Raw genomic sequence first — 26,359 nt, 5'->3', positions numbered from 1 at the left:
CAGGAATTTTCTTTCGGAAGGAGAAATACATATTACTTTAAATTGAAAGCGTTTTCTATGACAGGAAGGTGATGTTGATGCTACACAGTGTGACGAATGGGCTGAATCGTTTTTGTACATGGGTGATGAGATTAGCCTATTTGAATGTGCTTTGGATTTTGTTTTCCCTTGCAGGTCTGCTTGTATTTGGGCTGATGCCCGCTACTGCGGCGATGTTTTCGGTGGCGAGAGAATGGGCGAAGGGAAACACGGATGCCCCGGTGTTTTCTGTCTTTTTTCGAGCGTTTCAAAAGGAGTGGAAGGCAGCACAGCTCCTCGGGCTTATCCTTGTATCGGCGGGCCTGTTTCTGTTTGCGGATATGCGGATTGTGGCTCAGATGAATCAGCCTGTGCTTGTCAATGTGTTCCTGAGCATCAGCTTGATTTTTGCATTTGTTGTGCTGTATGTGTTCCCGGTGTTTTCTCATTTTGATGTAAAAATCAGAGAGGTATTGAGCATCAGCTTTTTGATTGCTTTCAGCCGTCCGGCGGTGACGCTTCTCATGGCGGCAGGCGCTGTCGGTGTATTGTTTCTCGTGCTGCTTCATGTCACGTTTCTGCTGTTCTTCAGCGGAAGTTTACTTAGCCTGATCTTAATGAAACTATCCTTTAAAGCGTTTCGGTCAATGGATCAGCGCCAGGAGAAAGAAAAGGCGGCATGATAAAAAGAATTGCTGGCTGGTACAGGCGGATGAAGATTAAGGATAAGCTGTTTGTGTTCCTTTCACTGATTATGGCCGTGTCCTTTCTGTTTGTATACAGCGGGGTGCAATACGCCTTTCATGTGTATGATGAGCAGATTTACCGCAAGTCGTCGGAAGTGCTGCGGATGTCTTCTGAAAGGATCGAAGACGAGCTGAAGAAAATAGAGGATGTGTCATATGAAATCATTACGGACGAACAGATTCAGCGCATCCTGAGCATGCAAAATCGCGATGATACGTACGATCAGTATCAAATGAAGCAGGAGCTCTGGGATCAGCTGGCTGGATATGCCAGTGATGAAAAGTACATCGATTCCATTCATTTGATCGATGCCCGCGGCTCAGAGTATTCAGCCGGAAGCAGTTCTTCAGATCTTTTGGAGCAGGAGCAGGAAGAGGTGTTTAAACGAGCCAAAGCGAAAAATGGCAGAAATCTTTGGATGACGCTCGGTGGCTCAGATCCTGTCCTGATTTCAGCGCGGCAGATCAGATCCTATCACCAGCTGAGGTTAAACGGCTTGGGCATGGTGCTGATCCAAGTCAATGTGAAACAGATGATCCGTGATTTGCCAAAGGATTGGGGGGATTCAGTCGGAGACATCATGATCGCTGACCAAGGCGGGCATTTGGTGTATTCGGCACATGGTTCGGTGCTTGCGCCTGAGGCGGCAAAGGACACGCTAAAGCACCCCGGTTATGACTTGATAAAAAAGAATGGCAAACGGTATTTTATTTCTTTCCTTCAATCATCCTATCAAAATTGGAGCTACTATAATGTCATCCCCTTTGACCAGATGTTCGAAAAAATTTCCTTTATGAAAACGGTGATCGGCACGTGTTTTCTGCTGTTTTTCTGTGTGGTTTTGCTTTTCGGACGGAAAATTGCCAACAGCATTACAGAGCCGATCGAGCAGCTTGTGTCCGCCATGAAATCGGTGCAGCACGGCGGCATTGAGGCGGGTGTATCTCTATCTCTGCCGGAACATACACAGGATGAGGCCGGCATGCTGAACCGCCATTTTACGGTCATGATGAAACGGATTAATGAGCTTATGGAAGAAAATGTGGAGAAACAGCTCATCATTAAAGAAACCGAGTTGAAGGCACTGCAAGCCCAGATCAACCCGCATTTTTTATATAACACGCTCGAGTCCATCAATTGGCTCGCAAAGGCGAATCAGCAAAAGCAAATCTCAAAAATGGTGGAATCACTCGGTTTTCTTCTTCGAAACAGCATTCATATGAAGAAAGATATCGTAACCATTCAGGAGGAGGCGGACATCGTTCTTCACTATATGACCATTCAGCGGTTTCGATTTGAGGAGCGCCTGAACTTCACGTTGGATATTGACGATGAGGTGAAGCATTGTCTCATTCCGAAACTGACGCTCCAGCCGCTGGCGGAAAATGCGATACAATACGCGCTTGAGCCTTTTACAAGGCCGTGCGCCATCCGCCTTCAGGCGCAAAAGATGAAGGACTGTGTCTGTATTACGGTCGAAGATAACGGCCCCGGCATGGATGAACGGATGCTTGAAACATCGGGCGGAAGAGGAATCGGACTTTGGAATATCCGTGAACGCATCCGGCTGACGTACGGAGAGCCGTACGGCTTGCGCATTCAAAGCGGGCAAGACAAGGGAACAAGAATTGTGATCACAATACCGTACCGAAATGAGGTGGCGTGATGTATAAAATATTGCTGGCTGATGATGAGAGGATTATTCTTGACGGAATGGCAGGAATCATTGAGTGGGATGCGCTTGACGCTTCATTAATCGGCAAAGCGCAGAATGGGAATGAAGCATATGACAAGATATTAGATAAGCAGCCGCATATTGTTATTACAGATATCAAAATGCCCGGCATGGATGGGCTTGAGCTGATTAAAAAGGTGTCAGCCGAAAGTCCGTCGGTTCAATTTATCGTCCTGTCCGGGTTTGGAGAGTTTGAGTACGCGAAGGAAGCCATGAAATATGGGGTAAAGCATTATTTGCTGAAGCCCTGTAATGAACAGCAGATTATCAGCTCGCTGGAGGAAATCATTGCTGAGCTGAAGCAGCATGAGGTGCGGAAAAAGAAAACCTCTCATCTGAAACATGAACTCAATCATATTCGTTCTTTCGCTGCTGATCAATACTTGGAGGGGTTGATCGCCGGTGTGGCCCAGCTGTCTCCGCCGCCTTCACTTGCCGAAAAAAAGGTTCGCCTCATGATTTTAAAAGGGGAACAATCTGTTGATGCCGCGGCCAGAGAGGCATTCGGTCCAGCGCTGACAGCGGTTTGCAGCAGCGGAGAATGGACCGTGCTGGCCGTGGAGGAGAGCGCTGCTGATAAGGCGGCGGCCGTTTTTGCGGACCGCCAGATCGCCATCAGTCAGGCGGGAGAACTCCGGAATGCAGGGCAGCTCTTTCGTGACACAGCCGAAGCATCTGGAGACTTACACGGAAGCGCAGTGATTTCAAAAATGACCAGGCTTGTTGCCGACGAACTCGGAAACCCGAATCTATCCTTGAAGTGGGCAGCGAAGGATATGCTGTTTATGAATCCTGATTATCTCGGGAAATTATTTAAGCAGGAAACAGGCGAGAAATTTTCCCAATACGTTACGCGAGTGCGGCTTGAGCATGCGATGAAGCAGATGAAAATAAGGAGGGACGTGAGCGTTTCAGAAATTGCCGAAGAAATCGGGTTTGGCGATAATCCGAAGTATTTCAGTCTCGTTTTTAAAAAATATACCGGTCTGACACCGTCAGAATTCAGAAGAAAACAGGGAGGCGCTTCCGCTGGATAGCCATCTCTGTTTTTTTTACTTTCGCCACTGTTTTTTGAGTGTTTCGCCCCATCTGAACGCTTTAAAATAAAATGTAAGCACTTACATTAAAGGGGGGATTGGCTTGAAGAAGGTTTGTTATGTGCTGTTATCGCTTGTCTGCGTCTTTTTATTCAGCGGATGTTCTTCAGGGGAAGAGGCATCGGGGAAAAAAGAGGACATTACGCTCAGAATCGCATGGTGGGGCGGGCAGCCACGGCATGATTATACAACCAAGGTGATTGAACTTTACGAGAAAAAGAATCCGCACGTCCATATTGAAGCGGAATTTGCGAACTGGGATGACTACTGGAAAAAGCTTGCGCCGATGTCTGCCGCTGGCCAGCTTCCTGATATCATTCAAATGGATACCGCGTATTTGGCACAATACGGCAAGAAGAACCAGCTGGAGGATTTAACGCCTTATACAAAGGATGGAACGATTGATGTCAGTTCAATCGAAGAGAATATGCTGTCGGGTGGAAAAATTGACAATAAGCTCTATGGGTTTACGCTAGGCGTCAACGTGCTGTCTGTGATTGCGAATGATAATTTGCTAAAGAAAGCGGGTGTGTCCATCAATCAGGACAACTGGACATGGGAGGATTATGAGAAGCTGGCGTATGATCTTCAGGATAAAGCTGGTGTCTACGGCTCCAACGGTATGCATCCGCCTGATATTTTCTTCCCGTATTACTTGCGCACGAAAGGTGAGCGTTTTTATAAAGAAGACGGCACAGGCCTCGCGTATCAGGATGATCAGCTGTTTGTCGATTATTTTAAAAGGCAGCTGAGGCTGGTCAAAGCAAAAACATCTCCAACGCCTGATGAAAGCGCACAGATTAAAGGGATGGAGGACGACTTTATCGTCAAAGGCAAATCAGCCATTACGTGGAACTACTCTAATCAATACTTGGGCTTTGCCCGGCTGACAGACTCGCCGCTGTCTCTCTATTTGCCGCCGGAGCAAATGAAGGAAAAGGCGCTGACGCTGAAGCCGAGTATGCTGTTTTCGATTCCGAAAAGCTCTGAGCATAAAAAAGAGGCCGCAAAGTTTATCGACTTCTTCGTCAACAATAGGGAAGCCAACATGCTGATCAAAGGCGAGCGGGGAGTACCGGTATCCGGCAAGGTGGCGGATGCGATTAAACCGAAGCTGAATGAGGAAGAAGCCAATATCGTGGAATATGTAGAAACCGCGTCAAAAAACATCAGCAAAGCCGATCCGCCGGAGCCTGTGGGAAGTGCGGAGGTCATCAAGCTGCTGAAGGATACGTCTGATCAGATTCTGTATCAGAAGGTATCGCCGGAAAAAGCCGCCAAAACATTCCGGAAGCAGGCCAATGAAATTTTAGAAAGGAATAATTAACGGGAAATGGGGCTGACGCAATGAAAACAAGCCGGAGTATGAGAAAAGACAATCTGGCGGGATATGCTTTTATTTCTCCGTTCATTATCGGGTTCCTTTGTTTTACGGTGATTCCAATGGGGGCGTCCCTGTTTCTGTCCTTCACAAGCTATGACTTGTTTACGGCGCCGAAGTGGATCGGGCTCGACAACTACAAGGAAATGTTTACGGGTGATGAAAAGTATTGGCAGTCGCTGAAGGTGACGTTTACGTATGTGCTTGCCGGGGTTCCGCTCCGCCTCGGCTTCGCGCTTTTTATCGCTGTCATTTTAACCAATGCATCCAAAGGAACGGCCTTGTACAGAACGCTTTTTTACCTCCCTTCCATCATCGGCGGGAGCGTGGCCGTTGCGATTATGTGGCGCAATATTTTCGGCAATGACGGGGTCATTAATGCGCTTCTGTTTTTTGTCGGGATTGATCAAAAAATTCTTTGGTATCAGGACCCGACAAGTGCGCTGTGGACATTGATTCTGCTGTCTGTCTGGCAGTTCGGGTCGTCAATGCTGATTTTTCTGGCCGGGCTGAAAAACATCCCGTCTTCGTATTTGGAAGCGGCCAGCGTGGATGGGGCAAATCGGATGCAGCGTTTCTTTCAGATCACGCTTCCGATCCTCACGCCGATTATTTTCTTCAATCTGGTCATGCAGACGATTTCTGCCTTTATGACGTTTACACCTGCCTATATCATCTCGAAGGGCGAGGGCGGGCCGCTTGACGGGACGCTTTTGTATTCGCTCTATTTGTTCCAGCGGGCGTTTAACTATTTTCAAATGGGCTACGCATCAGCGATGGCGTGGGTCATGCTTATCATTGTCGGGCTGATTACGCTGATTTTGTTTAAAACATCGTCTTATTGGGTTCATTACGAGTCAAAGGAGGAATGACGGATGGAGCCGGTCAACCAGCCTGTCAAAGAAGCTCCGGTTTTTGAGAGAAAAAAAGCCGGGCGCGTCAGGCCCAAGCGCATACTGTTCCATGTTTTTACGGCCTCGCTGGCGGTGTTATTGCTGTACCCGGTCATTTGGCTGTTTGTCAGCTCGTTTAAGGAAAGCGCCAGTATTTTTACAACCTCTCATTCTCTCATTCCCGATCCTTTTATTCTCAGCAACTATGTTGAAGGCTGGAAGGGGATTGCGGGGCAGCCGTTTCTGACCTTTATTAAGAACTCGGCGATCATTGTCGGGCTGTCAACAATCGGAGCCGTCCTGTCATCGGCTGTCATTGCGTATGGATTTGCCCGTATTCCGTTTAAGGGAAAAAAATTTTGGTTCGCCTGCATGATGGGGACGTTAATGCTGCCACATGAAGTGCTGATGATTCCGCAGTACATTTTGTTTGCGAAATTAGACTGGCTGAATTCTTTTAAACCGATTGTTGTTCCGCAGTTTTTCGGGCATGCGTTTTTTATTTTTCTGATGATCCAGTTTATCCGGACGATACCCGAGGAGCTGGATGAAGCCGCGCGAATCGACGGCTGCGGGCGCTTTGCCTGCTTTTGGCGGATCATTCTGCCGCTGATTGCCCCGGCGCTTGCGACGTCCGCGATTTTCTCCTTCTATTGGAAGTGGGAGGAGCTGATTCAGCCGCTCTTGTATTTGAATAAGCCGGAGCTTTATCCAGTTTCACTTGCGCTGAAGCTTTTCCTCGATACGGAATCAGCTTCGAACTGGGGCGCGATGTTTGCGATGTCGGCTGTCTCGTTATTGCCTGTGATTCTCGTATTCTTTTTGTTTCAGAAATATATCGTTCAGGGGATCAGTACGACAGGATTAAAATAAAAAGGAGTGTTGCAGATGGCACAGCTAATCTTTGATGAAGAAAAGGTGACGTCCGTCATTGACCGGATCGTGAAACGGACATTTCAGATGGATTTTGCGTGGGATTGGCCGGGCGGCGTCGCATTTTACGGCGTGGCGGAGGCTTATGAAGCAACGGAAAACGAGGAATATATCAATCTGCTAAAAACATGGGTGGATGAACAGCTGGAGGATGGGCTTCCCCCGCTTTCGATCAACGGGGTTTCTATTGGGCATACGCTTTTATTTCTCCATAAAGTGACGGGGGATCACGTATATTTAGAAACGGCCGGCGAGATGGCGGAATATGTGCTGCATAAGGCGCCGCGCTTTGGTGAGGGCATCCTTCAGCATACAGTGAATTCAGCAGAATATGTGTTTCCTGAGCAGGCATGGGCGGATACGCTGATGATGGCGGGGCTGTTTATGCTGAGAATCGGGAGGGTGATGGAGCGCGAGGATTATTTTGAAGACGGTCTGCGCCAGTTTCACGGACATGAAGACGTGCTTCAGGACCCTGTCACGAATTTGTACTACCACGCCTGGGATAACAAAGCGCAAAATCATCTGTCGGGCATTTACTGGGGCAGGGCGAACGGCTGGGCAGCACTCACGATGGCAAAGGCGCTCCCGCTCATTGAGGTGACGCATCCCTCCTTTATGATCATCGACGGTTCGCTCAGAGACCAGCTGAGCGCGCTTGTCCGGCTTCAGGATGAATCAGGATTGTGGCATACCATTTTGGATGACCCGGATTCGTATCTGGAGGTATCGGCATCGGCGGGCATTGCCTCTGCTCTGCTGTCGAGCGGGAAGCTCTATACGAAATATGTGCAAAAATCGCTTGGCGCCATTTTGGATGCGGTAGAAGAGGACGGACGGGTCAGCAAGGTATCGGCCGGAACAGCCGTCATGAAAAATGCCGAAGGATACAAGCAGGTGCCTTATAAACGAATACAAGGATGGGGACAGGGACTTGCGCTGACGTTTCTTGCTGATGTGTTAAGAACAAAAAAACGCGTGTATCAGTAAGACGGCGGCGGGGGGAAAGGGATGAAAAAACAGCCTCAACAGAAGGAACGGGTTTCTCGCTGGAAGGGAACGTATTTCAAAAGAAACTTTGTCTTCATTTTGCTGATTGCCTGTATTCCTGGATTGCTGACTGGCGGCGCTATCTACTTTCTTTCGATCGACAAGGTAGAGAAAGAGCTGCAGAGATCGCATGAAACACAGGTGGCGCGTGAGGTCAGCCGGATGGATGAAAAGCTTGGAGTATTGGAGCTGGCTCTTACCCAGATGGCAAACGATTCTTCGCTGATGAACGGATTGGCCGAAAGGGATTTGGAGAAAGACTTTACGTTCTCCTATCAACTGACGAAAAGGCTGTTTCTTTTACGGGATCAGCAGCCGCTGATCGAGCAGGCTTCCATCTTTCTGAACAGCCCCCGGCCTCTTGTGCTGAGCCCCGAATACAGCGCTTTGACCGAACAGGAGGCGCTTCGCAAGTATCGCTCGCTGCTCGCCTCTGACAACAGTATTTATTGGAAACAGTCTGGAGATCAAGCGATGCTGATCCAGCTCATTCCGGGCGCGGCGGAGAAACCGTTTGGCGCGGTCATGCTGGCGGTTGATCCGAAAGAAATGGAATCGATCCTGCAAAGTCTGTCCCCCTATCCTGATGGCAGTGCCCTGCTTTTGGATCAGAATCAAGAGGTGTTATTTCATGAGGGGGAAAAAGATTTTAAAAAGGCTTTACTACAAGAGGTAAAAAAACAGCCTGCTGAGAAAGGCCATTTTCAGATGGAATGGGACGGCAAGGTGTATTCCGTCTCCTTTGGAGAAATGAACCGAATGCATCAGCAATGGACGTTTGTTTCGGCGGCACCTCTTTCTGCCATTACAGCGTCGATGGTGTTTTTATCAAAAGTGATCATTGTGATGCTTGTCATTTGCATCGGCTTAGCCGTGTGCATGACGTGGTACGCCTCGAAAAAAATCTATCGTCCTATTCAGCATTTGCTTGGCCTGTTTACCGGCGGAGAGAAGAAAACATGGCAGGCATCCGGGCAGGATGAATTCAAGTGGATTGAAAAGAGATGGCATGATCTATCCCTTGAAAGCCGGAAGCTTCAAGAGCAGCTCCTGCGGCAGACACCCCACATGAAAAAGAGTTTTTTGCAGCACCTCCTGCAGGGCGATTTTTACTATGACAACGAGGAAAGCCTCAGATCGAGGATGGAGGAGGCTGGGTGGAACATCGGAGGAAACGTGTTTCATGTCCTTGATCTTCAGGTGACGGGGCTCCGCTGCGAAAAAAGCATCTTCCGTGAAGGTGATGAACAGCTCGCTGTGTTTACACTGACTAATATCGCTGAGGAGCTAGCGGCAAAAAGCTGTTTGCAAATCTCCATATTTGATATCGGCCGGCTTTCCGTGACCGTGCTAGTGATGAAAACAAACAGCTCTGATCTGAGGGCGTATGTAACGGAGCTTGCACGCCAATTTGGTGATGTCACCGGATTGAGCCTGACCGGAACGATGAGCAGGAGGACGGAGCGCGTCACGGAGATCCCCTCTTTATTTAAAGATGTGAAAAGCGGCAAATCACGCAGGCAGTTTGCCAACCGAAATCAGGTGATTGATTTGCAGGCAGACAGCCTTCAGGATGAGCAAACAGCCCCCTATTATCCTTTTGAGCTGGAAAAACAAATTGTTCAGGCCATCCGGCTGGAGAGAAAACAGGATGCCGGGGAACTGATTCGTGTATGCATGGAGGAACTGGCGGAAAAGGCGGCCATAGACAGGCATGTGCACTCCGCCCTGATTCAGCTGTTTTCCCGCATTCAGGAGGATATTCTGCATTCCGGGCTCAATCCGAGTGAACTGCTTCAGCATCGGGATCTGCTTCTTGACATTTCAGAACTGCGCGAACCCGGTGAAGCGGCGGCCTGGCTGATGGATGTAGTGGTGACGCCTTACCTTTCCAAGCTTGAGGGCAGAAAAAACAGACAGCAAAAGCAGCTGGTAGAACGTGTGATTGCGATGATTCACAAACAGTATATGGCGGACATTTCATTGGAAAGCTGTGCCGATGCGCTTGGCATGAATTCATATACGTTAAGCAAGGCATTTAAGCAAGTGACCGGCATTAATTTTATCGATTATGTGACCCACATCAGAATCGAAAAGGCGAAAGAACTGCTGGTGAATACAAATCAAAAAATTCATGATGTGTCAGAAGCAGTCGGCTACCGTCACAATTACTTCAATCGGATTTTTAAAAAACAGGTCGGCATGCCGCCGGGTGTCTTCAGGCAAATGTATCAGGAAACGCCATGAAAGGAGAGAACGTGTGATGGAGAAACCGATTCAAGTGTTTTTAGCGGGGGATTCCACCGTGAGTGACTGCCCGCCTCATGAAGCGCCGATGGCGGGGTGGGGGCAGGTATTCGGGCAATTGTTTTCTGAAGATGTGAAGGTGCGCAATCACGCCAAAGGAGGGGCGAGCACCAATTCTTTTGTGGAGGAAGGAAGGCTTCAGTCGATTGCTGAGCGCATCACGCAAGGCGATTATTTGTTTATTCAATTCGGCCACAATGACCAGAAACCGCGCGGGACGAAGCCGTACTCCACGTTTCAGCAATTTCTCACCCTGTTTGCAGATACGGCACGCGGAAAGGGAGCGCACCCCGTATTCGTCACATCGGTGCAGCGCCGCCGCTTTGACGAATACGGTCGGATTGAGCATACACTCGGCGAGTACCCTGATGCGATGAAAGCGCTGGCGAAGGAGCTTGATGTGCCCGTGATTGATCTGCTTGCAAAAACAAAGGAGCTCTATGAAGCATACGGACCGGAGGAGTCGAAGCGATTGTTCGTTTGGTTTCAGCCGAATGAACATCCGAATTATCCGGACGGCATTGAGGACAATACGCATTTTTCGGAAGAAGGGGCAATGGAGGTTGCGAAGCTTGTGGCAGAAGGCATTGAAGAGCTCGGTCTTCCGCTGAAGGACCACCTTGTGAGCCGGGAGGGAAAAGAATATGTATAAGGAAGGCGCGTGCCTGTACCGCAATCCGCTCCGGTCAGTAAGCGATGTGAAGGACTGGCGGATGGAGGGCGGCGGACAGATCTCATTTGACGATCACCGCTTGCACCTGTCGCATGTTCAAGACGAAGCACACTTTGTCTATTGGTGCCCGGAAACCTTTCCAGACGGCATCATTGTGACGTGGGACTTCTTCCCGATGGAGCAGCCGGGCTTGTGTATGCTGTTTTTTTCCGCTGCGGGAATGGGAGGCGAGGATTTGTTTGATCCAAGTCTCCAGAAAAGAACGGGAAAATACCCCGAGTATCATTCGGGGGACATCAACGCGCTCCATCTGTCGTATTTCCGTAGAAAATACGCGGAGGAAAGAGCGTTCCGCACCTGCAATTTAAGAAAAAGCCGCGGTTTCCACCTCACCGCGATGGGAGCCGATCCGCTGCCTTCTCCAGATGACGCTGACGCCCCTTATCATATGAAGCTTATTAAAGACAAAGGCTATGTGCACTTTTCAATCAATGATCTGCCCATTCTTGAGTGGATGGACGACGGCAGCACATATGGGCCCGTGTTAACAAAAGGTAAAATCGGGATCCGGCAGATGGCGCCCATGAAAGCCGCTTATCGAGATTTTGCTGTGCATCAAGCGGTGAGAAGATGAAGACGACGGTAACGGATGCGCTTTATGCAGGCTGTGAAGCGGTGGTGAAAATTGCGTGGCTCAACGGGCTGTGGCTGTTATTTACGCTTTTGGGCGGCGTCCTTTTCGGATGGGCGCCGAGCACAGCTGCGATGTGTGCCGTCATACGGAAATGGCTGATGGGGCAAAAGGATGTCCCGGTGTTTCCATTATTTTTAGCCACCTACAAAAAAGAGTTTCTCAAGGTCAATGCGATCGGATTGGCGTTTGCGGCTCTTTTGCTCATATTGTCCGCGAACTATCATTACTTTTCTGCAAATGCGGATTGGCTGTCCTTTACCGTGACGAGCTGCACGCTGCTTGCAGGGCTTTTGTATATCAATGCGCTGATGTATGTGTTTCCCCTTTATGTGCACTACCAGCTCCCGCTTCGCAAATATATTCCGCAAGCGCTGCTGTTTGGCGCCATGCAGCCTCTGACGACGGGCTGTATGCTGATGGGCTGCGGATTTGTCCTTTATTTGCTGTATACGCTTCCGGGACTGATCCCATTTTACGGTCCATGTTTATTTGGGCTTGTGTCGATGTTTTTTGCTTTCAGAGGATTTCAAAAGACGGAGGCCCGGCACCGCCAAGCTGGGTAGCAAAAAAATGACAATCATGCAAAAAAGTGCAATGTCCCAAAAAGGCAGTTGCAAAAAAGTGAAATTGAAGACAGCCCTCACAGCGCATAAAATCCAATATAAGTAAGCGCTTACAGATAAAAGAGAAGGAGCTGTCTGATGATTACACGAAGGAAACGCATGTTTACCGCTGTTACGTTGCTGGTCTTGTTGATGATGGGTGCCTCTTTATTTCCTGTGAAAGCAGAAGGAGCAGCGCGGCAGATGGAAGCGCTGAACCGCGGACTTGTGGCGGTCAGGACGGACAGCGGCATTTTTGTCAGCTGGCGGTTTCTTGGCACTGAAAACGCATCGGTTTCGTTCAATGTGTACAGAGACGGGCAAAAGCTGAATGCTGCGCCTGTCAAAACCACGAACTATGTGGATAAAAACGGATCGGCGGGCTCTGCGTATACGGTTCGGGCTATCGTAAACGGAACCGAACAGGCGGCTTCTGAAAAAGCCTCCGTATGGGCGCAGCCGTATCATTCTGTCCGGCTGGATAAACCGGCTGGCGGCACGACGCCAAAGGGTGAAGCTTACACCTACAGCGCCAATGACGCAAGTGTTGGCGATGTGGATGGAGACGGGCAATACGAGCTGATCCTGAAATGGGACCCGTCTCATTCAAAGGACAATTCACAGGATGGCTATACGGGTGACGTGCTGATTGACGCGTATAAACTGGACGGAACGAAATTATGGCGGATCAATCTCGGCAAAAACATCAGAGCGGGCGCGCACTACACCCAGTTTATGGTGTATGACCTTGATGGTGACGGAAAGGCGGAAGTGGCGATGAAAACGGCAGACGGGACAAAAGACGGCACGGGCAAAGTGATTGGAAATGCCAATGCTGATTACAGAAATGAACAGGGGCGTGTGCTTTCAGGGCCTGAATATCTCACTGTGTTTCAAGGTGCAACCGGGAAAGAGCTTGTCACCGCAAACTTTGAACCGGCGCGCGGCAATGTGTCGGATTGGGGAGACAGCTACGGCAACCGGGTGGACCGGTTTCTAGCTGGGATTGCCTACCTCGACGGACAGCGGCCGAGCTTGATCATGACTAGAGGGTATTATGCCAAAACCATGCTTGTCGCCTATAACTTCAGAGACGGAAAGCTGTCAAAGCTTTGGACGCTTGATTCTTCGAAGTCGGGAAATGAAGCGTTTGCCGGACAGGGGAATCACAACCTGAGCATCGCGGATGTTGACGGAGACGGTATAGATGAGATCATTTTTGGCTCAATGGCTGTTGATCAAGATGGCAAAGGCATGTACTCGACGGGCTTAGGCCACGGAGATGCCCTCCATACCGGGGATCTTGATCCAAGCCGGCCTGGGCTTGAGGTGTTTCAAGTACATGAGGACAAAAATGCAAAATACGGCTTATCCTTCCGGGATGCAGCAACCGGTAAAATCCTTTGGGGCGTTTATGCCGGCAAGGATGTAGGCCGCGGGATGGCTGCTGATATCGACCCGCGTTATCCGGGAGAGGAGGTGTGGGCAAACGGTTCCCTTTACTCAGCAAAAGGGGTCAAAATCGGAAGCAGCGTTCCATCCTCGACCAACTTCGGCATCTGGTGGGACGGCGACTTGCTGCGGGAACAGCTGGACAGCAACCGAATCGATAAGTGGGATTATCAAAACGGCGTATCGAAAAATGTGTTGACTGCGTCAGGCGCAGCCGCCAACAACGGCACAAAAGCAACACCGGCACTTCAGGCTGATCTGCTCGGTGACTGGCGTGAGGAAGTGGTGTGGCGAACTGAGGACAGCAGTGCGCTCCGCATTTACACCACGACCATTCCGACTGAGCACAGGCTGTACACGCTGATGCACGATCCTGTGTACCGGCTTGGCATCGCCTGGCAAAATGTCGCGTATAACCAGCCGCCGCACACAAGCTTCTTTTTAGGAGACGGCATGGCGGAACAGCCAAAACCGAATATGTATACGCCTTAACAGAAAGGGGGGGGAAGGAACGGGCTGCGCGCAGCCCGTTCCCATCAAATGAAACCAAAAAAGAGGCAGATGGAATACTTGACCAGAGGCTTAATTGCGGTCAAGACAGAGCAGGGCGTGTTTGTCAGCTGGCGTTTTCTGGGAACAGATCATGAGACGACGGCTTTTCACCTTTATCGGGATGGGAAGCGAATCACTCGCGAGCCGATCGCGGACAGCACCAATTTTCTTGATCAAAACGGGACGGCGGACTCTGTTTATCAGGTGGCGGCCGTCAATAAAGGACGGGAAGAAAAGCTTTCCAAAGAAGCTCCCGTCTGGCGGGAAAATGTCCTAGAGGTTCCGCTTAACAAACCGGAAGGCGGTGTGACGCCGGATGGAAAGCCGTACACCTACAGCGCCAATGATGCCAGTGTCGGGGATGTGGACGGGGATGGAGAATATGAAATCATCCTGAAGTGGGACCCGTCCAATTCAAAAGACAACGCCCATGACGGATATACCGGGGAGGTTCTCATAGATGCCTATAAACTGGACGGCACCTTTTTGTGGCGCATCAACCTCGGCAGAAACATCAGAGCGGGCGCGCATTATACCCAGTTTATGGTTTATGACCTGGACGGTGACGGAAAAGCAGAAATCGCCATGAAAACAGCCGACGGCACAACAGACGGGAAAGGAAACATCATCGGCGATGAACATGCCGATTTTAGAAATGAACAGGGAAGGATTCTGTCCGGACCGGAATATTTGACGGTGTTTAAAGGAGAAACAGGTGAAGCGCTCACGACCGTGGAATATGAACCGCCCCGCGGCAAGCTGGAGGACTGGGGAGACCGCTACGGAAACCGCATGGACCGTTTTCTCGCCGGAATCGCTTATTTGGATGGGGAACGGCCGAGCCTCGTGATGGCGCGCGGCTACTATACGAGAGCGGTGCTCGTGGCATACGATTTCAGAAACGGGAGGCTTAAAAAGCGCTGGCTATTTGATTCCAATCAGCCGGGTAATGAAGCGTACGCAGGGCAGGGCAACCACAGCTTGAGCGTGGCGGATGTTGACGGCGACGGGAAGGATGAAATCATTTACGGCGCCATGGCGGTCGATCATGACGGTACCGGCCTGTACACAACGGGACTCGGGCACGGAGATGCGATGCATGTAGGGGATCTGGATCCGTCCCGAAAAGGGCTTGAAGTGTTTCAGGTGCATGAGGATGCCACAAAGCCGTACGGACTGTCACTGCGAGATGCCGGAACCGGCGAGATATTATGGGGCGTCCATGCCGGGACAGATGTCGGCAGAGGCATGGCGGCTCATATCGATCCAAACTACAAAGGGTCGCTTGTCTGGGGAATTGATCCGCCGGGCAATGACGGAATGTCATACGGCCTTTTTACGAGCAAAGGAGAAAAAATCAGCGACAAAGCGCCTGCCTCAGCCAATTTCGCCATCTGGTGGGACGGTGATTTGGTCAGAGAACTGCTTGATCATGACTGGAACGGAACGATCGGCAGGCCAAAGATTGAAAAATGGGATGCTGAAAACCGCTGTCTGAAGACGATATTTCAGCCGTACGGCGTGCTGTCCAACAACGGCACGAAAGGAAACCCGGTTCTTCAGGCCAATCTGTTTGGAGATTGGCGGGAAGAAGTGATATGGAGAACGGAAGACAGCAGTGCGCTCCGCATCTATACAACGACACATCTCACCCGCCACCGCTTTTACACACTCATGCACGATCCGGTCTACAGGCTCGGCATCGCTTGGCAGAATACCGCCTACAACCAGCCGCCGCACACGGGCTTTTATCTTGGAACAGGGATGAAAAAACCGCCGAAGCCCGCCCTGTATATAGCGGGCAGCAAAGAGGAGGCGCCACTATAGGTGGAATCAGGGATACGAAGCAAAGGCTGAACGCTGCGACAAGAAGATTAACCAACGGGCAGGACGAACCAATGTTTAAGCGCTCCACACACCGGTTTTATCAAGGGAAGAGCTGTCCTGGATTGAAGCCGTACTAAACAAAAAAACGAGGGGGAATGAAAAATGGCAAATCATATTTATCTTGCCGGCGATTCGACTGTTCAAACATATGGAGACAGCACCAATCAAGGGGGATGGGGGCAGTTTCTCGGCTCGCATCTGCCGGAGCATATTCAAGTGATCAACAGGGCGATCGGGGGAAGAAGCTCGAAAACATTTGTGGAAGAGGGCAGGCTTCAGGCAATCCTTGATGTGATCGAACCGGATGACTGGCTGTTTGTGCAGATGGGCCATAACGATGCGTCAAAAAATAAGCCGGAGCGCTACACCGAGCCCTATACAACCTATAAACACTATTTAAAGCAGTATATCGCAGGTGCGCGGGAAAAAGGCGCCCATCCGCTTCTCATCACCCCCGTAGCCCGCTTTCATTACGAAAACGGCGAGTTTTTGAACGATTTTCCTGATTATTGCATTGCCATGAAACAAACGGCTGAAGAGGAGAATGTCCCGCTCATTGATCTAATGGAGAAAAGCCTCGCTTTCTTTTCTGAGAAGGGCGAGGAAAAAGTGTACACCTATTTTATGATTTTAGAAGGGATTAACGATTACACGCACTTTACCAAAAAAGGCGCAAATGAAATGGCGAAACTTGTGGCAAAAGGCATAAAGGAGCTCGGCCTGCCACTGACAGAATCGATCATCAAAGAAGGGTGAAAAATGTGAGCAGAAAACTATATCACGGCGCTTGCTATTACCCGGAATTATGGGATGAAGAGACGATTCAGCAGGACATTGACATGATGCGCGAAGCTGGCATTAATGTGGTGCGGATCGGTGAATTTGCCTGGTCCGTCATGGAGCCGGAGGAAGGAAAAATTGACGTCGGTTTTTTCAAAGAGATTATCACCAGGCTGTATGAAAACGGCATCGAAACGATCATGTGCACGCCGACGCCTACACCGCCAATTTGGCTGTCGCACGGCCGGCCGGAACGCATGCATGTCAATGAAAAAAGAGAGGTCATGGGGCATGGCTCCCGTCAGCATGCTTGTACGAACAACCCGTATTTCCGAAAAAAAGCCGCCATCATCACCACAAGCATTGCCAAGGACCTTGGCCAGCTTCCGGGATTGATTGGCTGGCAGCTCGATAATGAGTTTAAATGCCATGTGGCTGAATGCATGTGTGAGACGTGCCTGCGCCTATGGCACGACTGGCTCAAAAATCGTTACGGTGTGATAGAGCGATTAAACGAGGCATGGGGAACCGATGTGTGGAGTGAAACCTACCAGACATTTGAGCAGGTGCCACAGCCGGGACCGGCACCGTTTCTGCATCACGCCTCTCTAAGCACCATGTATCAGCTGTTTTCAATGGAGATGATCGCTTCATTTGCGGATGAACAGGCCAAAATCATCCGCTGCTATTCGGATGCGCCGATCACGCATAACGGATCTGTCATGTTCAGCGTGGACAATGAGCGGATGTTTCGGAATCTCGATTTTGCCTCCTTTGATACCTACGCATCACAGGAAAATGCCTCTGCCTTTTTATTGAACTGTGATTTATGGAGAAATGTAAAACAAGGACGCCCGTTTTGGATTTTGGAAACGAGTCCGTCATATGCTGCCTCGCTCGAAAGCTCCGCTTTTCCGCATGCCGACGGGTATTTACAGGCCGAGGCCGTATCTTCTTACGCCTTAGGAAGCGAGGGCTTTTGCTATTGGCTGTGGCGCCAGCAGCGTTCGGGCAGCGAGATTTCCCACGGCTCGGTTCTCAGTGCCTGGGGCGAACCCACCATTGGCTACCAAAATGTGCTGGCGGTTGAGCGGGCCAGAAAGGAAATCGAGCCTGTTATTCTATCGACTGAACCCGTTCAAGCTGAGGCGGCGCTGACTTACTCTGACAGAGCAAAAGCATTTATTAAAACTGAGCCTCACCGGGGACTCCATCACCGTACGCTTGTGACCCATTTTTATGAACGCATTCTCAACACGGGGATTCACCGTGACCTTATTCCGGAAGGTGCTCCGCTGGACGGCTACCGCTTGCTGTTTACGCCATTTGTGCCGTATCTGTCTTCGGATTTTATCACAAAAGCTTCGGCATTCGCTGAAGCGGGCGGCATCTGGATCGCCGGTCCGCTGACAGGAGGACGCACAAGCGAACATACCATTCATACCGATTGCGGGCTTGGAGAACTTGAGAAAACAGCCGGGATCAAAACGTTGTTTACCTTTCCAATGAACGAGGACGTGAATACAGGAAAAGCGTTTGGCATCACGGCGCCGCTCGGGCTGTGGAGCGCGGTGTTTGATACAAAGAACGGAAACACCCTCGGCACGGTTGAATCAGGACCGGGAGCAGGCCATGCTTTTCTGGCAGAACAGAAGCACGGCAAAGGGAAAATCGTCATGCTCGGCTCGCTTCCATCCGGGAAAGAAGGGGATGTAATGCTGGAAGCGCTCGTCAGGCATTACGCGGCTGAAGCAGCCATTTCTGTCCGATCGGATGTGACACCCGGCACGATCGTTGCCCCGCGTATAGGCGAAAACGGCCTTGTGTGGATCGTTGTGAATATGGATGGAAAAGGCGGGAGCGTGACATTGCCGGAAGCGGGAACGGATTTGTTGACGAACCGTTTGACCAAAGCGGGGAGACTGGCAGTCGGACCGCACGAATACCGTGTGATTCAGTTTGAACATCACAGCTGATTCTTGCATCGAATCAGCTTTTTTCTATGGAAGGAGAGGACCGATGAAAAAGACCAAATGGTTATCAGAACAGCCGAAGGTGACAAGCGGTGTAACGTGGGGCGTGCCATGGAAAAGAGGAGAATTGAGAAAAGGAGACCCTCTGGCGCTTGTAAATGAAAAGGCGGAAAGCCGATATGTGCAAAGCGAACCGTCGGCCTATTGGCCGGACGGGAGCGTCAAGTGGACGAAGCATGCAGCGGTATTCACGGGACAGGAACATCAAACCTTTACAGTGCAAAAAGGAGAAGCCACGCAGCCAGCCGAAACGCTCAGCATCAATGAGTCAGAGCATGACATCCAAGTGGATACAGGAGCGATCATCTGTAGCATCCATAAAACAGGCTCTGATCTCATTCAATCATTGCAGGTCAACGGAAAGCCGATCGCCGCAGGCGGGAGGCTCATTGCCATAAGAGAAACGAGAAAAGAGACGGCGGCCGAAACGGTTCTTTTCCATGAAGCGTCTGTCAGCCTCATCAAACGAGCAGTGATTGAGAAGAGCGGACCTGTCAAAGCGGTGGTCAAAATAGAGGGCGTGCACATGCTCCAAAAAACGAATGAAGAATGGCTGCCGTTTGTCATCCGATTGACGTTTTATGCCGGGCTGCCTGAGGTCGGTCTTGTACACACGCAGCTGATTGACAGGAACGGAAAACTAGAATTCATTAAGGGGCTCGGCATTGAATTTGACCTTTTTGTGGAAGGAGAGCCGTACAACCGGCATTTTCGTTTTGCGGGAGAGAAAGGGATGTACAAAGAACCGGCCCAGCTGTTTGGCACACGTAAATTCAATGAACGATATCCGCTTTATCAAGACCAAATCAATGGCGACACGCTGTCCCCAAGTGAAGAGCATAATGAATGGTTTGCTCATGGCACACAGAATGCGGTTTGGAACGATGTAAAGCTTGTCCAGGATTCCAGCGATCATTACAGCCTGTCAAAACGGACAGGAAAAGATTATGCATGGATCAGCATGCTGCATGGCAGCCGGGCGAAGGGGCTCTGCTATGCGGGAGGCGAAAATGGCGGCCTAGCACTCGGCCTGCGGTATTTTTTTGAGAAATATCCGTCTGCACTTGAAATCACAGGTCTTGCCGGCACCCATCCCAAAATGACCGTCTGGCTTTGGCCCCCGGACGGAGAAGCGATGGATTTGCGGCATTATACAGGAAACACTCATGTAGCCAGCGCGTATGAGGGATTTGATGAAATGGGTTCTGATCCGACCGGTATTGCCAATACAAATGAAATCAGCTTGGCATGCTTTTCATACATGCCGTCTGAAGAGGTCCTCAATGCGCTCGCTGACAAATGGCAGGCGCCGCCGCTGCTTGTATGCGAGCCGGACGTCTATTACGAGTCAAAGGCGCTGGGGGTTTGGAGTGTCATTGACACATCCGATCCACTCAAAAAAGAGCTGGAGGAGCAGCTCGCCGCCGCCTTTCTATTTTATAAAAAGGAAGTAGAGCAGCGCAGATGGTACGGGTTTTGGGATTATGGCGATGTCATGCATACGTATGATCCGATTCGGCATATGTGGCGGTATGATCTCGGCGGATACGCATGGCAAAACAATGAGCTCGTTCCGACCCTATGGCTGTGGCAGGCGTTTTTCCGCTCAGGCAGAGAGGATATCTTTCGCATGGCAGAAGCCATGACCCGCCATACGAGCGAAACGGACAGCTTTCACCTCGGTGAATATGCCGGGCTTGGCTCACGGCATAACGTGGTGCACTGGGGGTGCGGCTGCAAGGAAGCGAGAATCAGCATGGCCGGGCTTTATAAATTCTATTATTATCTGACGGGAGATGAGCGGACGGGCGATCTTTTGACAGAAGTGAAGGATGCCGATTATGCCCTCGTCAAAACCAATCCGATGCGCGCTTTTTACGAGAAAGGCAAACACCCGACTCACGCCAGAACCGGACCGGACTGGGCTGCGTTTTGTTCCAACTGGCTGGCGGAATGGGAGCGGACCGAAAACCCCGAATATCTTAACAAAATCCAAACAGGCATCAATTGTCTGAAGCAGCTGCCGCTCCGCTTATTATCAGGGCCGACATTTGAATATGACCCGGAGACTTCGATGCTTCATCACAAGGGAGACGGCACCGCGGGCGGATATCACATGATCATTGCCTTCGGTGCGCCGCAAGTGTGGATGGAGCTGGCTGAGCTTCTTGATGACCGGGAATGGGAGGATATGCTGAGTGAATTCGGCGAATTTTACACACTCAGTGATGAGGAAAAACGGAAAAAAAGCGGAGGCGCTCTTCATGACGGGCATTTTCACTGGCCAATGTTCGCCGCCGGAATGACAGCCTACGCCGCGAGAAAAAAACAAGATCCTCATCTCGCCGCCAAAGCGTGGAACCTTTTGCTTGATGATAAGCTTAGCCATACGCCGCTTCCGATCAAACCGGAGCGCATCGAGACATGGACACAGCTGGAGGAGCTCCCGTGGGTGACAACCAACACCGTCTCCCAATGGTGTTTAAATGTCATAGCAGCGCTGGAATTGATCGGAGATTCCCTCCCTGCAAAAAAAGATACATCCGGCAAAAAAGGATAACAGCCTGAATTTCATAGGAGAAATGATGCAAAAAATGAAGATTGCAAGCATTTGTGTAAGCGCTTTATATTGAGAGGGGCAAAGGGGAAATGCAAATTGAAAAAAGGGGGACTTACGCAACATGAAAATAAGAATGCGAAAAAAATGGATGGCCTTGCCGCTTGCTGCCATGATGATCGCCGGATGCAGCCATTCGGAAACATCCAGTTCAGCAAGCGATTCGAAAGACACGATCAAAATTATGGCGCCGCTCTTGTCGCCGGAAAGCCCGAGTGAAAAGAGCCCTTCATTAAAAGCGCTCGAAAAATACACAGGCAAAGAGATTAAGGTCACATGGGTGCCGGATTCATCCTACAACGACAAATTCAACATCGTCATGGCTTCAGGGGAGATGCCTAACGTGATTGTCATTAAAGATAAGTCAGCCGGCTTTATCAAGTCTGTCAAAGCAGGGGCGTTTTGGGAGCTGTCTCCTTATTTAAAAGACTACAAGAATTTAAGCCAGGCAGATGAAAAGATTTTGAAGAACAGCTCGGTGAACGGTGAGGTGTACGGAATCTACAGAACGAGGGATCTGATCAGGGCGTGTATGATCATCAGAACCGACTGGCTTGAAAACGTCGGTCTGGATATGCCGGAAACGCTTGATGATTTCTATGAAGTGCTGAAAGCCTTTAAGGAAAAAGATCCTGACGGAAACGGCAAGGATGATACGTACGGCATGGTCGTGCCGAAATGGATGGGACTTGGAAACGGAAGCCCATGGGATGTTCTGCAAATCTGGTTCGGCGCTCCGAACCGCTACGGCGTTGAAAACGGAAAGCTGATTCCTGATTTTACAACGAAGGAATACATGGATGCGCTCAAGTTTTTTAAAAAGCTGTATGATGAAGGCTTGATCAATAAGGACTTTGCGGTCATGGATTCAGCGAAGTGGAATGATCCGGTTGTGAAAGGAAAAGCAGGTGTCATCGTTGATACAGGCTCCAGAGCGTCTCAAATCCAAAGCGCAATGGAAGAAGCGGATGAGTCGAACAAGGATATCATTGATATCGTCGGCACAGTAGAAGGGCCAAAAGGCAAGCGCACTTTCCCGACATCCGGTTATTCAGGCATGATCGCGATCCCAAAATCAAGCGTCAAAACCGAAAAAGAGCTGAAAAAGGTGCTGTCCTTCCTCGATAAAATGAATGATAAGGAAGCGCAGATTCTCACGAACAACGGGGTAGAGGGCCGCAATTACGAGCTCAAGGACGGTAAATTCACCTCGCTTGAAAAAAACAACAAATCTCTCCTGTATGAGCATGAAGGTATGGCCCAGTTCAGCATGTCGATTCCAAAAAGCGAATATTACATCGAAGACCAGAAAACAAAGCTCTTTCAGCATCGCAAGGACATCATAACAGAAGGAGAAAAGATCGCTGTTTTTAACCCGGCCGAGTCGCTTGTATCAGATGTCTATACCCAAAAAGGAGCCCAGCTTGACAACATCATTCTCGACGCGAGGACGCAATTTATCATAGGAGAAATTGATGAACAAGGGTTCGAGGATGCGGTGGAGCTTTGGAAAAAAAGCGGCGGTAATGAACTGATGAGGGACTTGAACAAATTGTATCAATCGTCAAAATAAACCGATGCGCCTGCCGTTCGGCGGGCGCCCCGGTATTCCGAAAGGAGAACAGTTATGGAAACAGTGCCGAAGAAGGGAGATTCACCTGGTCTCACTGCTGGTAGAGGCATCAGCTGGATGGCTGCGCTCAAACGGGACAAATGGCTTTATCTCCTTCTTATTCCCGGGCTGCTTTATTTTTTGATTTTTAAATACTTGCCGATGTGGGGCGTACTCATCGCATTTAAAGACTACTCGCCATACCTCGGCTTCTGGAAAAGCGAATGGGTCGGGTTTGATTATTTCAGAGACTTTTTTATGAATCCGGATTTTTTTAGGCTGCTGCGCAACACGCTCATGCTGGCGAGCCTTGATCTTTTGTTTGCCTTTCCTGCGCCTCTTTTTTTGGCCTTGCTTTTGAATGAACTGAGAAAGGCCGTGTATAAAAGATGCATCCAAACCTTTATTTACGTGCCCCATTTTGTGTCATGGACAATCGTGGTCAGCATCACCTTTGTTTTCTTTACTGTTGATACAGGTGTAATCAACAAAATGGTCATGAGTTTGACAGGTGAGCAGATTTCCTTCTTATCGGATGCGGACTGGTTCCGGCCGATGATCGTGATGCAAAGCATCTGGAAGGAGACAGGCTGGGGAACGATTTTATTTCTGGCCGCGCTGGCGACGGTTGACCAGGAGCAGTATGAAGCCGCCATTATGGACGGTGCGGGCCGGTTCAGGCGGATGTGGCACATTACGCTGCCGGCCATCAGAAGCACCATTATCGTTTTGTTGATTTTAAGAATCGGCAGCTTTTTGAATCTCGGTTTTGAACAGGTGTATTTGATGACGAACTCGCTCAACCGCAGCGTGGCTGACATTTTTGACACGTACGTGTACATGATGGGGATTACCCAAGGCGCGTATAGCTACAGTACAGCGGTCGGTTTGTTTAAATCGGTTGTCGGGATTATCTTGATTTTCGGCGCCAATTACATTGCGAAAAAGTTTGATCAGGAAGGACTGTTTTAGAGGAGGGAGAGTATGGCTGAAATTCACACGATGCACAACACAAAAGCCGGACGGGTGTTTGACGTCTGCAACATTCTGTTTCTCGGCGGCGTCGGCGCGATTACCATTTTGCCGTTTTTGTACATTATTGCAGGTTCTTTTGCAACAGAAGCGGAGCTCGCCCAGCGCAGCTTCTTTATAATCCCGGAAACCTTTACACTCGATGCTTACAAGTACGTGTTTTCGACACCGACATTCATCCGAAGCATGGGCGTATCTATTTTCATCACCGTGGTCGGGACGGCTGTGCAGCTGTTTTTTACCTTCACGATGGCGTATCCGCTGGCGAAGCGGCATGTGAAGGGACGGAATTTGCTGTTGAACCTGGTGATTTTCTCCATGCTGTTTTCCGGCGGCATGATTCCGACGTATCTTGTCGTGAAATCACTTGGCCTTTTGGATACGTATTGGGCATTGATTCTGCCGATGGCGATCAATCCGTTCAATCTAATTATTATCAAAAACTTCTTTCAGCAGCTGCCGCGCGAGCTGGAGGAATCAGCTAAAATTGACGGCTGTTCCGAAATCGGCGTCTTCTGGCGGATCGCCCTGCCGCTTTCAAAGCCGGTCATTGCGACCTTTGCGCTGTTTTATGCGGTCGGGATTTGGAATGATTTCTTCCACGCCCTCTTATATATCAATGACAGCGCAAAATGGCCGCTGCAAATGGTGCTTCGCCAAGTCACAATCTTATCGGATTTAACGGCGACCAATGGCGATACAATGCAAAATACCGTTCCGCCGGAGCAGGGAATAAAACTCGCTGTCATTGTCATTGCGACGCTTCCAATTTTGGCTGTCTATCCATTTTTACAAAAACACTTTGCGAAGGGGATGCTGATCGGTTCGGTAAAAGGCTGAGAAAGGGAGTGTTTCATATCGGTACGTTAGATCACATTAAAATTGCCTATATCGGCGGGGGATCCCAAGGCTGGGCCAGAAGCCTGATGAGTGATCTGTCGGTCGATGAACGGATGTCAGGCACGGTGGCGCTCTATGATCTTGATTTTGAAGCGGCTCAGAAAAATGAAGTGATCGGCAATCACAGCGGAGACGGCAGATGGAGGTACGAAGCGGTTTCTACTTTGAAAAAGGCGTTATCGGGCGCGGATATCGTCATTATTTCCATTTTGCCGGGATCGCTGGATGACATGGAAATCGATGTTCACCTGCCTGAGCGCTGCGGCATTTATCAATCTGTGGGTGATACTGTCGGGCCGGGCGGAATCATCAGAGGCTTAAGAGCAGCCCCGATGTTTGCGGAAATTGCCCGGGCAATAAGAGACTATGCACCCGAATCATGGGTGATTAATTATACAAATCCAATGTCTGTCTGTACAAGAGTCCTCTATAAAGTCTTTCCCGGCATCAAAGCGATTGGCTGCTGCCACGAAGTATTCGGAACGCAAAAGCTGCTGGCGGAAATGGTCACAGAAAGGCTTGGCGTGGAGGTGCTGCGGCGCGAAGAGATCCGCGTCAATGTACTTGGCATTAACCATTTTACATGGATCACAGAAGCCTCTTACCGCCATATTGACCTGCTGCCTATATTCCATGAATTCAGCGCACATTATGGGGAATCGGGATATGAGCTGGAGGGGGAGAGCTGGAGGGACAGCGTCTTTCGTTCGGCACACCGTGTTGCATTTGATTTATTTGAAACGTATGGCGCCATCCCTGCTGCGGGTGACAGGCATCTGGCAGAGTTTCTTCCCGGTCCATACCTCAAACAGCCTGAAGCATGGAAATTTCATCTCACACCTATATCTTTCAGAAAACAAGACAGAGATGAGAAACGAAAAGAAACAGAACGATTAATTGTACAAAAACAGGGCGCTGCCGGGAAAGCCTCGGGAGAAGAAGGCGTGAACATCATAGCGGCTCTCCTCGGATTGGGTGAACTCGTCACGAATCTCAATATGCCGAATCAAGGGCAAGTCTCGAACCTACCTTTACAGGCCATTGTCGAAACAAACGCATTCATCACACGGAACCGTGTTCAGCCGATTTGTTCCGGAGCGCTGCCGAAGGGTGTGGAAATGCTGGCGGCCAGGCACGTATCCAATCAGGAGGCAGTGGCGGAGGCCGCTTTAACAAAGGATCGCCGCCTTGCGTTACAGGCCTTCCTCAATGATCCGCTTGTCACGATTGACCCCAGTGATGCAGCGCAGCTATTTCATGACATGCTGGCAAAGCACCAAACGATGTAAAAAGAAAGCCGATGGGCCGCTTTTTTTTCGAAATCTGAAGTTCCGGTTTAGAAAGAGTGCAGTTGACCATAATGA

General features: G+C 49.9%; 20 protein-coding genes. All 20 read left to right on the top strand.

Annotation, left to right across the window (positions count from 1 at the left end):
• Window positions 1–71: 71 nt before the first annotated feature.
• Window positions 72–701, top strand: coding sequence for a YesL family protein (locus MOC09_RS08885; protein ID WP_268361457.1), 630 nt, complete (start codon window positions 72–74; stop codon window positions 699–701).
• Window positions 698–2,431, top strand: a complete 1,734-nt coding sequence (locus MOC09_RS08880; protein WP_268370260.1) for a cache domain-containing sensor histidine kinase — start codon at window positions 698–700, stop codon at window positions 2,429–2,431. Before MOC09_RS08885 ends, MOC09_RS08880 begins: the two co-directional genes overlap by 4 nt.
• Window positions 2,431–3,537, top strand: a complete 1,107-nt coding sequence (locus tag MOC09_RS08875) for a response regulator transcription factor (RefSeq protein WP_268370259.1) — start codon at window positions 2,431–2,433, stop codon at window positions 3,535–3,537. Before MOC09_RS08880 ends, MOC09_RS08875 begins: the two co-directional genes overlap by 1 nt.
• A 103-nt stretch (window positions 3,538–3,640) precedes the next feature.
• Window positions 3,641–4,924, top strand: a complete 1,284-nt coding sequence (locus tag MOC09_RS08870) for an ABC transporter substrate-binding protein (protein ID WP_268370257.1) — start codon at window positions 3,641–3,643, stop codon at window positions 4,922–4,924.
• Window positions 4,925–4,944: 20 nt separating this feature from the next.
• A complete protein-coding gene (locus MOC09_RS08865) occupies window positions 4,945–5,850 on the top strand; it encodes a carbohydrate ABC transporter permease (RefSeq protein ID WP_268370256.1) in 906 nt (301 codons plus the stop codon).
• A gap of 3 nt (window positions 5,851–5,853) precedes the next feature.
• Complete coding sequence (locus MOC09_RS08860; protein WP_268361447.1) at window positions 5,854–6,744, top strand: carbohydrate ABC transporter permease; 891 nt, start codon at window positions 5,854–5,856, stop codon at window positions 6,742–6,744.
• A 15-nt stretch (window positions 6,745–6,759) separates the two neighbouring features.
• Window positions 6,760–7,794 (top strand): rhamnogalacturonyl hydrolase YesR, encoded by a 1,035-nt coding sequence (gene yesR, locus MOC09_RS08855; RefSeq protein WP_268361445.1) that lies wholly within the window; start codon window positions 6,760–6,762, stop codon window positions 7,792–7,794.
• A 21-nt stretch (window positions 7,795–7,815) separates the two neighbouring features.
• Window positions 7,816–10,101 carry an AraC family transcriptional regulator gene (locus MOC09_RS08850; RefSeq protein ID WP_268370254.1) on the top strand — a complete coding sequence of 762 codons (2,286 nt, stop codon included), beginning with the start codon at window positions 7,816–7,818 and terminating at the stop codon, window positions 10,099–10,101.
• A 13-nt stretch (window positions 10,102–10,114) separates the two neighbouring features.
• The gene (gene rhgT / locus MOC09_RS08845; protein WP_268370253.1) at window positions 10,115–10,813 is read left to right on the top strand and encodes a rhamnogalacturonan acetylesterase; all 699 of its coding nucleotides are present in this window, start codon (window positions 10,115–10,117) and stop codon (window positions 10,811–10,813) included.
• A complete protein-coding gene (locus MOC09_RS08840; protein ID WP_268361439.1) occupies window positions 10,806–11,468 on the top strand; it encodes a YesU family protein in 663 nt (220 codons plus the stop codon). The genes rhgT and MOC09_RS08840 overlap by 8 nt, the downstream gene beginning before the upstream one ends.
• Window positions 11,465–12,091: a YesL family protein gene (locus MOC09_RS08835; protein ID WP_268370252.1), complete on the top strand. Its 627-nt coding sequence runs from the start codon at window positions 11,465–11,467 to the stop codon at window positions 12,089–12,091. Before MOC09_RS08840 ends, MOC09_RS08835 begins: the two co-directional genes overlap by 4 nt.
• A 138-nt stretch (window positions 12,092–12,229) precedes the next feature.
• A complete protein-coding gene (gene rhgW / locus MOC09_RS08830; protein WP_268370250.1) occupies window positions 12,230–14,074 on the top strand; it encodes a rhamnogalacturonan lyase in 1,845 nt (614 codons plus the stop codon).
• A gap of 48 nt (window positions 14,075–14,122) precedes the next feature.
• Complete coding sequence (rhgX, locus tag MOC09_RS08825; RefSeq protein ID WP_268370249.1) at window positions 14,123–15,961, top strand: rhamnogalacturonan exolyase; 1,839 nt, start codon at window positions 14,123–14,125, stop codon at window positions 15,959–15,961.
• Window positions 15,962–16,123: 162 nt separating this feature from the next.
• Window positions 16,124–16,777 (top strand): rhamnogalacturonan acetylesterase, encoded by a 654-nt coding sequence (locus MOC09_RS08820; RefSeq protein WP_268370248.1) that lies wholly within the window; start codon window positions 16,124–16,126, stop codon window positions 16,775–16,777.
• 5 nt (window positions 16,778–16,782) lie between these two features.
• Window positions 16,783–18,777, top strand: a complete 1,995-nt coding sequence (locus tag MOC09_RS08815; RefSeq protein ID WP_268370246.1) for a beta-galactosidase — start codon at window positions 16,783–16,785, stop codon at window positions 18,775–18,777.
• A 43-nt stretch (window positions 18,778–18,820) separates the two neighbouring features.
• A complete protein-coding gene (locus tag MOC09_RS08810) occupies window positions 18,821–21,394 on the top strand; it encodes a hypothetical protein (protein WP_268361428.1) in 2,574 nt (857 codons plus the stop codon).
• A 121-nt stretch (window positions 21,395–21,515) separates the two neighbouring features.
• The gene (locus tag MOC09_RS08805; protein ID WP_268370244.1) at window positions 21,516–23,024 is read left to right on the top strand and encodes an extracellular solute-binding protein; all 1,509 of its coding nucleotides are present in this window, start codon (window positions 21,516–21,518) and stop codon (window positions 23,022–23,024) included.
• 54 nt (window positions 23,025–23,078) lie between these two features.
• Window positions 23,079–24,035 carry an ABC transporter permease gene (locus MOC09_RS08800; protein ID WP_268370242.1) on the top strand — a complete coding sequence of 319 codons (957 nt, stop codon included), beginning with the start codon at window positions 23,079–23,081 and terminating at the stop codon, window positions 24,033–24,035.
• 12 nt (window positions 24,036–24,047) lie between these two features.
• The gene (locus MOC09_RS08795) at window positions 24,048–24,935 is read left to right on the top strand and encodes a carbohydrate ABC transporter permease (RefSeq protein ID WP_268361421.1); all 888 of its coding nucleotides are present in this window, start codon (window positions 24,048–24,050) and stop codon (window positions 24,933–24,935) included.
• A gap of 8 nt (window positions 24,936–24,943) precedes the next feature.
• Entirely contained in the window at window positions 24,944–26,284 is a 1,341-nt protein-coding gene (gene lplD / locus MOC09_RS08790; RefSeq protein WP_268370240.1) for an alpha-galacturonidase LplD, read from the top strand.
• Window positions 26,285–26,359 lie beyond the last annotated feature (75 nt).

This window comes from Bacillus sp. N12A5 (genome assembly GCF_026790125.1).
Classification (GTDB): domain Bacteria; phylum Bacillota; class Bacilli; order Bacillales; family Bacillaceae; genus Bacillus.
The sequence above is the reverse complement of the archived record's forward strand: the minus strand, read 5'-3'. Positions and strand labels throughout refer to the sequence as shown.

Excerpts from the sequence above, each read along its gene's own strand:
- MOC09_RS08885 (WP_268361457.1), top strand. The coding sequence starts at position 72 with ATGTTGATGCTACACAGTGTGACGAATGGGCTGAATCGTTTTTGTACA.
- MOC09_RS08880 (WP_268370260.1), top strand. The coding sequence starts at position 698 with ATGATAAAAAGAATTGCTGGCTGGTACAGGCGGATGAAGATTAAGGAT.
- MOC09_RS08875 (WP_268370259.1), top strand. The coding sequence starts at position 2,431 with ATGTATAAAATATTGCTGGCTGATGATGAGAGGATTATTCTTGACGGA.
- MOC09_RS08865 (WP_268370256.1), top strand. The coding sequence starts at position 4,945 with ATGAAAACAAGCCGGAGTATGAGAAAAGACAATCTGGCGGGATATGCT.
- MOC09_RS08860 (WP_268361447.1), top strand. The coding sequence starts at position 5,854 with ATGGAGCCGGTCAACCAGCCTGTCAAAGAAGCTCCGGTTTTTGAGAGA.
- yesR (WP_268361445.1), top strand. The coding sequence starts at position 6,760 with ATGGCACAGCTAATCTTTGATGAAGAAAAGGTGACGTCCGTCATTGAC.
- MOC09_RS08850 (WP_268370254.1), top strand. The coding sequence starts at position 7,816 with ATGAAAAAACAGCCTCAACAGAAGGAACGGGTTTCTCGCTGGAAGGGA.
- MOC09_RS08840 (WP_268361439.1), top strand. The coding sequence starts at position 10,806 with ATGTATAAGGAAGGCGCGTGCCTGTACCGCAATCCGCTCCGGTCAGTA.
- MOC09_RS08835 (WP_268370252.1), top strand. The coding sequence starts at position 11,465 with ATGAAGACGACGGTAACGGATGCGCTTTATGCAGGCTGTGAAGCGGTG.
- rhgW (WP_268370250.1), top strand. The coding sequence starts at position 12,230 with ATGATTACACGAAGGAAACGCATGTTTACCGCTGTTACGTTGCTGGTC.
- rhgX (WP_268370249.1), top strand. The coding sequence starts at position 14,123 with ATGAAACCAAAAAAGAGGCAGATGGAATACTTGACCAGAGGCTTAATT.
- MOC09_RS08820 (WP_268370248.1), top strand. The coding sequence starts at position 16,124 with ATGGCAAATCATATTTATCTTGCCGGCGATTCGACTGTTCAAACATAT.
- MOC09_RS08810 (WP_268361428.1), top strand. The coding sequence starts at position 18,821 with ATGAAAAAGACCAAATGGTTATCAGAACAGCCGAAGGTGACAAGCGGT.
- MOC09_RS08805 (WP_268370244.1), top strand. The coding sequence starts at position 21,516 with ATGAAAATAAGAATGCGAAAAAAATGGATGGCCTTGCCGCTTGCTGCC.
- MOC09_RS08800 (WP_268370242.1), top strand. The coding sequence starts at position 23,079 with ATGGAAACAGTGCCGAAGAAGGGAGATTCACCTGGTCTCACTGCTGGT.
- MOC09_RS08795 (WP_268361421.1), top strand. The coding sequence starts at position 24,048 with ATGGCTGAAATTCACACGATGCACAACACAAAAGCCGGACGGGTGTTT.